6 protein-coding genes are annotated in these 7,146 nt (G+C 61.0%); 4 read left to right on the top strand and 2 right to left on the bottom strand.

Translation table 11 applies throughout. The features are described from left to right. Positions 1–590 (bottom strand): SWIM zinc finger family protein (locus FV220_RS23120; protein WP_187273512.1); only part of this gene is annotated, 590 nt, incomplete at its 3' end. A gap of 604 nt (positions 591–1,194) precedes the next feature. On the opposite strand from FV220_RS23120, the gene FV220_RS26450 reads away from it, so the two are divergent. Next, positions 1,195–1,323, top strand: coding sequence for a hypothetical protein (locus FV220_RS26450; RefSeq protein ID WP_274533751.1), 129 nt, complete (start codon positions 1,195–1,197; stop codon positions 1,321–1,323). Positions 1,324–1,860: 537 nt separating this feature from the next. Here the strand turns inward: FV220_RS26450 and FV220_RS23110 are convergent. Continuing rightward, a complete protein-coding gene (locus FV220_RS23110) occupies positions 1,861–2,049 on the bottom strand; it encodes a hypothetical protein (protein WP_018041734.1) in 189 nt (62 codons plus the stop codon). A 376-nt stretch (positions 2,050–2,425) separates the two neighbouring features. Between FV220_RS23110 and FV220_RS23105 the strand changes: the two genes are divergently transcribed. The 3 genes from FV220_RS23105 to FV220_RS23095 all read left to right on the top strand — a co-directional run bounded on the left by FV220_RS23105 (position 2,426) and on the right by FV220_RS23095 (position 7,005). Next, positions 2,426–4,291: a calcium-binding protein gene (locus FV220_RS23105; protein ID WP_147833370.1), complete on the top strand. Its 1,866-nt coding sequence runs from the start codon at positions 2,426–2,428 to the stop codon at positions 4,289–4,291. Between the two features lie 498 nt (positions 4,292–4,789). After that, positions 4,790–5,893 (top strand): DUF3102 domain-containing protein, encoded by a 1,104-nt coding sequence (locus tag FV220_RS23100; protein WP_147833369.1) that lies wholly within the window; start codon positions 4,790–4,792, stop codon positions 5,891–5,893. A gap of 215 nt (positions 5,894–6,108) precedes the next feature. Then, positions 6,109–7,005, top strand: coding sequence for a hypothetical protein (locus FV220_RS23095; protein WP_147833368.1), 897 nt, complete (start codon positions 6,109–6,111; stop codon positions 7,003–7,005). Positions 7,006–7,146 lie beyond the last annotated feature (141 nt).

The following is a 7,146-nucleotide window of genomic DNA, read 5'->3' as shown; positions in this document are numbered from 1 at the left end:
GCCGCGACGAGGCCCGGCATGGCCCGGACCCTGCGGGCGAGGCCCGGGGCCTGTCCATCGACGAGGCGTCCCGCCATGCGGTCCCAGAAGGCATAGGGCTCGCGCCGCACCGTCGCGAGGCCGCGCCGCATCAGGTCGCCGAGCCAGAGGTCGAGTTCGCCGAGGGCCGCCGAGACCTTGTCCTCGCGGGCCTGGCGGCGCTTGGCCTGCCCCTTCTCGTCGACGGGGGCGGAGGCTTGCTGGGACCGCGTTTCGGCCGAGACGGCGCGGCTCTCGCGGCCCCGGATCCAGGCGGCGACCCAATCCGGCGGTTCGGCCTCGGAGATCGGCGCGGCGGCATCCACCAGCATCAGGCCGATTGCGTGCTTGCAGGGAAATTTTCGGCTCGGGCAGGTGCATTTCGAGGCCGGACCGGAGAGATCGGCCACCGTGCGATAGGGGTTCGCTCCGCTTCCCTTGATCTCGCCCCAGACGACGTCGCCCGCCCGCCCGAGCCCGCTCCACTTGGCCGCCTTCGCCTGATCCTGCCCGGCCTTGCGGCTCGACGCATCGGGAGCGAGGTCGAGGATTTGCGCGGAGGTGAGGCTCATACGGCGATGGGATGGCGATTCCGAAGCGGGATGATTCGCCGAAGCCTAACCCGCCGAGGCGGCAATGCAAGCATAAATCGCCAGCTCAAATATCTATTAAGAAAATGCTGAGAAATTATATCGAATAACAAGCCTGCACAAATTTCAGACAAGGCTAAAACGTCAGAAATCATAGATTCTCATGGACCATGAGCGTGGTCGAAGTTTCGCTCATCCGCGATCGCCGGGCGCGCTGACATCGTTCGACCTCGACAGTTGCTCTCGTTATTCCGGTGGCACGCTCGCTCGATGGTCATCGGCACAGCAGGGATGGCAGTTCGGCGCCTCCCACGAAACTCCCGCTGCGGCTTTCTCATCGACAAGAGCGCGGACTTCTGCCCGGAGATGCCCTCGCCCAAGGCTGCCTGTGTCGCGAAGGGACTCATGTCCAGGGCACCCGGTCTCTCCGCCGGAGGGAGACCATTCCCCATGAGGCGCGACATATGAACCTATCGTCGGCCTTCGCGTTTACAGTCTTCGTGTCAGAGAGGGAGTTGGGATGCGCATCGAGGAATACCGCGAGCCCAGTTGGCCCAGGCCCCGTGCCACGGATCTGAACAGCGCATTGACCGAGACGACCCGGCGGCGTCTCGGCGAGGAATTGCAGGCCCTCTACGAGCCGGTCATCGACGAGCCGCTGGACCCGCGCCTTGCCGAACTCATGAAGCAGCTTGAGGCGGATCGGGACCGGTAGGGCCGGGTCTGATCTAAGGATCGCGGGCGATCCACTCGGCGTGGCGAGGGGCGGATCGTAAAGGCGAGCTGCTCGGTTATTGACGCCGAGCGGCCTTCGATCTCGGCGGGTCACTCCGCTGACTGGTCGTGCCGATCGACCGTCGATCGCATGAGGTCGGTTGAAGACATCACGAGGATGGGGACACGACGATCCCCGGCGTGGGTTCAATGAATGTCCAGACAGCCCATGTGGGACGGCAATGCCGGTCCGTCGCCCTGGAAATCAGGCGACTACAGTGATCGTCGAGTCATTGTAGAACGACTCTCGCCTTGTCTTGCCGGTGGTCCGCCTCGCATTCATTCCGCGCCGTCGGTCGCATCGCCCCACTCATGCGACACGATCTGCATAGCAGCCCGGCACGCGCGATGGGCGGCGGGCGGAGCGAAGGGGAAGACGCCCTGCTCCAAGCGAGCCATCGGCACGCTATCAAGGCCATGCAGATTCGGGCCAAGAGGGCGGCACGTCTCGCTCAATACGGGCTGTCATAGCCCAAGGTTACGCGGCGCATTCCTCAGGCACCGCTACGGGCTCTGCCAGACCTCGGGCATAAAGCTTGGCGACGGCTGCCCAAAAGCTGACCCCGTCTTCGCCTGGAGACATCTGCAAGCGGAGGTCGATGGCCTCCCTCGCCGCCTGCGCCATGGCGGTCAACTCGTCTTCGGCGGCTTCGAGCAACGACGGCATCGCGGCATCCTCATGCTGTGTCGCACCATGTGAAACGTCGGCATTGAACGAAACGATCCATCGGCTGCGCGAAGCGCGTCCGGCGGCCTCACAATTTGCGCGACGACCCAGAGGGTCAGATCAGGCACACCATAAGATAGTGCTTAATCGAGCCGCGCTTTTTCTATTCCTGGCGTCTCAGACCTCATTGTATCCCGGCCTTCGCAAAGGCATGTCTGCCAGCCATTGAGCTGAGCCTTGATTGTCGGATGGCAATCCGTGCTCGCCTCTCAAACGGATGTCAGGGTAGGCGTCTAGTGTAAATCCAGCCTCGATATGTTTTAGGTATTTTGTTAAGTTTTTGCATTGAAATCGCTCTGAAACGGGAGTTTATACTATGAGTTATGCAGGATTGGCAATTTTTGATGACGGCCGCCTCAATGGCGTGATTTTTTTGAGCAATAACGCCGATCCGAACTCAAACAAAGACGCGCCTCTCAAGGTGGGCTTCGCCGGCGGGTTCCTGGGCCTGTCCTTAGGAGGAGCCCCTTCGGTAAAATATACGTATCTAAGTGGTGGCGCCCAGGTGAATGTCGCCGATGGGGCCGGACCGTTAATTCTCGCCTATGACGACAGGACTGGCGATTCCGTTCTGCAGGGTGGTAAACTCGGTGACTTCCTATACGGCGGCTCGGGCAATGACGTCTTGAATGGCGGTGGCGGCGACGACACCTTGATAGGCAATCTGGGTACCAATATCATCCGAGGCGGTTCCGGAAACAATACCGCTAGTTATGTGGGATACAGCGGACCAAACGCTCCGGATACTTTGGGCGTTCAGGTCTTTCTTGACGAGCGCGAGGCCTACAACAGGGACGGATTCGGATTTCATGACACGCTCATCGACATTCAGAATGTTGTCGGCACTCGTTTCCTCGATATCTTGGTCGGTGATGCGGGTGACAATATCCTGGAAGGACACGATGGCGCCGACGTTATCCGAGGTGGCGCAGGTAACGACACGTCGAGCTACGAGACGTCAGCCTTTTCTGTCGATGTGAACCTGACGACCAAGGTCAACGATGGTGGGGCGGCGTGGGGGGATATTCTCGAGAGCATCGAGAACGTTCGCGGAAGTGACTACGCGGATTCTCTGACGGGCGATGCAAAAGCCAATGTGCTCGAAGGCGGCGCGGAAGCCGACCAGCTTCTCGGCGCGGGTGGCAGCGACACGGCGAGCTACGAGCATTCTCTCTTCGGTGTGACCGTCAATCTGACGACGGGGGCCAACACCGGTGGCGACGCTGAAGGTGATATCCTGACCGATATCGAGAACCTTCGCGGCAGTCGATACGAAGACGTTCTGACAGGCGATGCGACGGCCAATGTGCTCGAAGGCGGCGCGAAAGCCGACCAGCTTTTCGGCGCGGGTGGCAGCGATACGGCGAGCTACGAGCATTCCCTCCTCGGTGTGACCGTCAATCTGGCGACGGGCTCCTACAGTGGCGGTGACGCGCAAGGCGATATCCTGACCAGTATCGAGAACCTTGCCGGCAGCCAGAACGCCGATACGCTGACGGGCGATGCGGCGGCCAACGTCCTCGCTGGCGGCGCGGGAAATGACCGGCTTTTCGGAGGTGAGGGCAACGATACCCTGCGCGGGGACGCTGGCTCCGACACGCTGGTCGGGGGAGTCGGCGACGATAGGCTGGTGGTTATCGAGGCGCCGACGCTGGTCCAGGGGGATGCCGGCAACGACAAGCTCTTCCTTCAGGGGGCGGAAACCTTCACGTTCATCGACATGAACTTCAAGGAGATCGAGGCGGTCTATGTGCGCGATTCGCTGACCCTCGATATGTCTGGCGTGAGCACGAAAGTCGCGATCACCGTACAGAATGCCGCAACGACGCTCGCTACGGTGACGGGCACCAAGGGCAACGACACCATCACGGCCGGTGCGGGTGACACGGTCCTTGACGGTAGCACCGGGAGCGACAAACTCTCTGCCGGCGCAGGGGCTGATACCTTCACTTTCAAAGCGAACTTTGGACGCGACAATGTCTATGGCTTCGAGTCAGGTGCAGACCATTTTGACGTGTCAGCCCTCGTCAGCAGCATCAATGACATCAACATCAGCGGACTGAATGGCGGAGCGAATACGCTCATCACATTCGAGGGCGCTGGGTCAGGCAACAAGATCATCCTTCATGATGTTGCCGCTTCGTCGCTGGATGCGAGCGATTTCGGGTTCCTCCTCACCTAAGTTCAGTTCCCATCCCCTAACCCGAGCCCGGCCGGATCACTCCGTGCCGGGCTTTTTTCTGGCGTGATGCCGGCCGCTGTGCGGCACGTCCCAACGGGCGCGCTCGGAGTCTCACCGGGGATCCGTCGAAGGTACCTGTGGACCTCGCCCGCCAGCGCCGGTGTTCGTCGTCGCGACGGTGAGCGGCGCAATCAGGCAGATAGGGGCGCCGCAGAAACCACAGAATGACGGGGCGGCGTCCCCACTTCCGTAAACCGGTGCGGGCGAGAAGGCCCAACGATCTCAATGCGGAAATGGCATGAAAGGAAATGGTGCCCAGGGACGGACTGGTACACCCGGTATGTTGACTCGTTATATATCAAAGACTTAGCAGAGCGCCGGCATCGCTATGTATACCGGTGCTGTAGCCCGTTCGCAAGCCGCCACTGAAGTGTAAGATCTTGCATTGTGCACCTTATCGCTGGTCTTCTTCGCTGTTGTGAAAGTTGCGGGGATGACATGCAAAGCGATGACGATGAGTTCGGCGAGATGACGACCGAGGGCTCCCCTTACGGGGCCGAGGCGGATGAAATAGCGAAAAGGATCTTAGATCGCGACCATCAACTTATTGCAGGTGTTCGCTACTGGTGGTTTGTCACGGGTAAAGACCTCAACGAAGCAAAGGCCCGGATCCCCCATGGCCAATTTGAACCTTGGTGTCAGTCGCTAAACTACAGCAAGAGCAAGGCTGAAAAGCTGATGCGGACCGCCAGCATGTTCAGCGACCAGCTCGAATCCGTAAACGTTACGGATTTCCCCAAGCCGAGCTCCTTGTACCTGCTTTCGGCTCCATCGGTCCCGCAGGCAATTCGGGACGAGTTCGTTCCGCGTATCATTGCCGGTGAGTCGGTCGGCTTTGAAGTCAAGCAGGCGATCAAAACCTATCAGAAAGATGTCGAACGCAGCGCAGCGAGCACCGCAAAGGCAAAAGCAGCGCGGGCGAGCCGTGAAGCGGCGAACGCAAAGGCCGCCGAGCGAGACGCTGCAAAGCGCGAGGCTCAAAACCTTGTGCAAGCGAAGGCCATGGCGGCGGCATTGGACTTCCTGGCGGCGAAGCTTGGCAATGAGCTGTCTACGTTCTTGAAGCTGACTGGCGAGGCCGGTCTCGGTACGGTCTTGAATTATGACGCTGAGCGCGAATTGACGGCGCGCATGCAAGCTGTTGACGCACAGTCGGCCGAGATCGAGAGCACCGTTCTTCCGGTCGGGAGCCTGGGGCCGAGCGACGTTGAAGCCCCTGAGGTCCAGGATGACCCTTTCACATCCTCTGAGCCAGTCGGGAAGGCAGATGCCACGCTGCAGCCAATTGGCGGCGATGCCAGTACGCCAGTCGCGGAACACGGCTCAGCTGTCCCCCTCGACGCCAACGGCTTGCCGACGGTGGACGGCACACCGCCACAGGGCGCTTTGGGCAAGTCCGGCCACATGGACTCGGTCGTAAACAACGATGCGACGGGGCAGCGTGGACGACAGGTCGAGTCCCAGCCAGCAGCGGGGGCGGCACAGCCTGAAAACTACCTGTTTCCGAACAGGCCTGTCCGGTTCGGCCTCAGCAAGCGCTGAGACCATCTGAAACTGAACAACATCGCAGCCTCACTCGCGGCGACAAACAATTGGAGTCCGCTGTGGTAACCCTTCGTCTTCCTGACCATGCCATCAAGCGGCTCGCCCGGCTCTCGAGCAGTCGAGGCCCAACCGAGGCCATTTCTCCCGTTATCTCCAGCGGTGGTGGCAGTGAGGGCGCGCCGCCGACAACCTCTGAACTCGATAGCACCTTCATGCCTGAGGGCTTCGAAACCGAGGCATTGGCGTACGCCGAGGATCGCACCCGCGCCAAGGGGCTTGGCTTAGCTCGGCCTACTGAGGGGCCGACGTCCTGGACGAACATTGCAGCGCGCATCCGGCTGCTGGATCAGTTGCCCTTCCCCAGATCGTTCCCGCGACGCGAGGCGGCCAACTTCGACCGTGTGCGCCTTCGACTAGCGACGGCGCCCGGCCCAATCTCGAACAGCTTGGCGTCGTCATCGACCATGCGGATTATCCGTGAAACGGTGATCAGCGACATCCATGCCGCGTTCGCAGGCTACCCCGATGAGGCGCTGGCCACGGCGACCGTGATCAATCAGCGCTGGACCTACACGCCAGCCAATCTTGATGCGGTGACGGCAAAGCAGGTCAAAAATCGCTTTCGCTCCGACCTAAACAATCTGGGCCTGACCAAGGTGCCGGGGCCGTTCATTGCCATCCTCCATGGCGAGTTCGAGCCACGCAGCGGGCAGTACGTGCTGCACTTTCACATCCTGACCACGTGGGAGAAGGCAGAGATCCTGAAGGGGCTGAAAGCCCGGCCGGGTTCGCAGGCCTTCCCGGGATACTGCCCAACGGCAAGCGGCGCCGCACCGGTTGTCTGTAAGGCAGTGCACAATCGCGAGCGCCAGTTTTCGTACCTTCTCAAATCGTATTGGCCGTCCCGGACGATCCGGAGGATCAATGGGGTGTGGAAGCGCGACCGCCGACCCCGGCGTATCTGCGAACCCTTTGCCAGCCAGGTGTTGGTTTGGCTCGACCGTCAGCGGCTCCGTGACCTGGTGATCATGCACGACTGCTGGTCCATGCGTAACGGCGGCACCCCCGCGATGAAGCGGCTGTATTTATCGGTGTTCGGGGCGTGGTGATCGAGGTGCTCTACGACGGGGAAGATGCCGTGTTGAGCCCAGTTGGTGCCGTCGAGGGCAAGGTTGCTGGGGTGGGGGGTGACAACACTGCGATACCTCACCGGCCAATTATAGGGTGCCCCTTCGACAGGGTGGGAAGGG

It is taken from the genome of Methylobacterium sp. WL19 (assembly GCF_008040005.1).
GTDB lineage: Bacteria > Pseudomonadota > Alphaproteobacteria > Rhizobiales > Beijerinckiaceae > Methylobacterium > Methylobacterium bullatum.
This window is presented reverse-complemented; position numbering and strand designations above follow the sequence as displayed.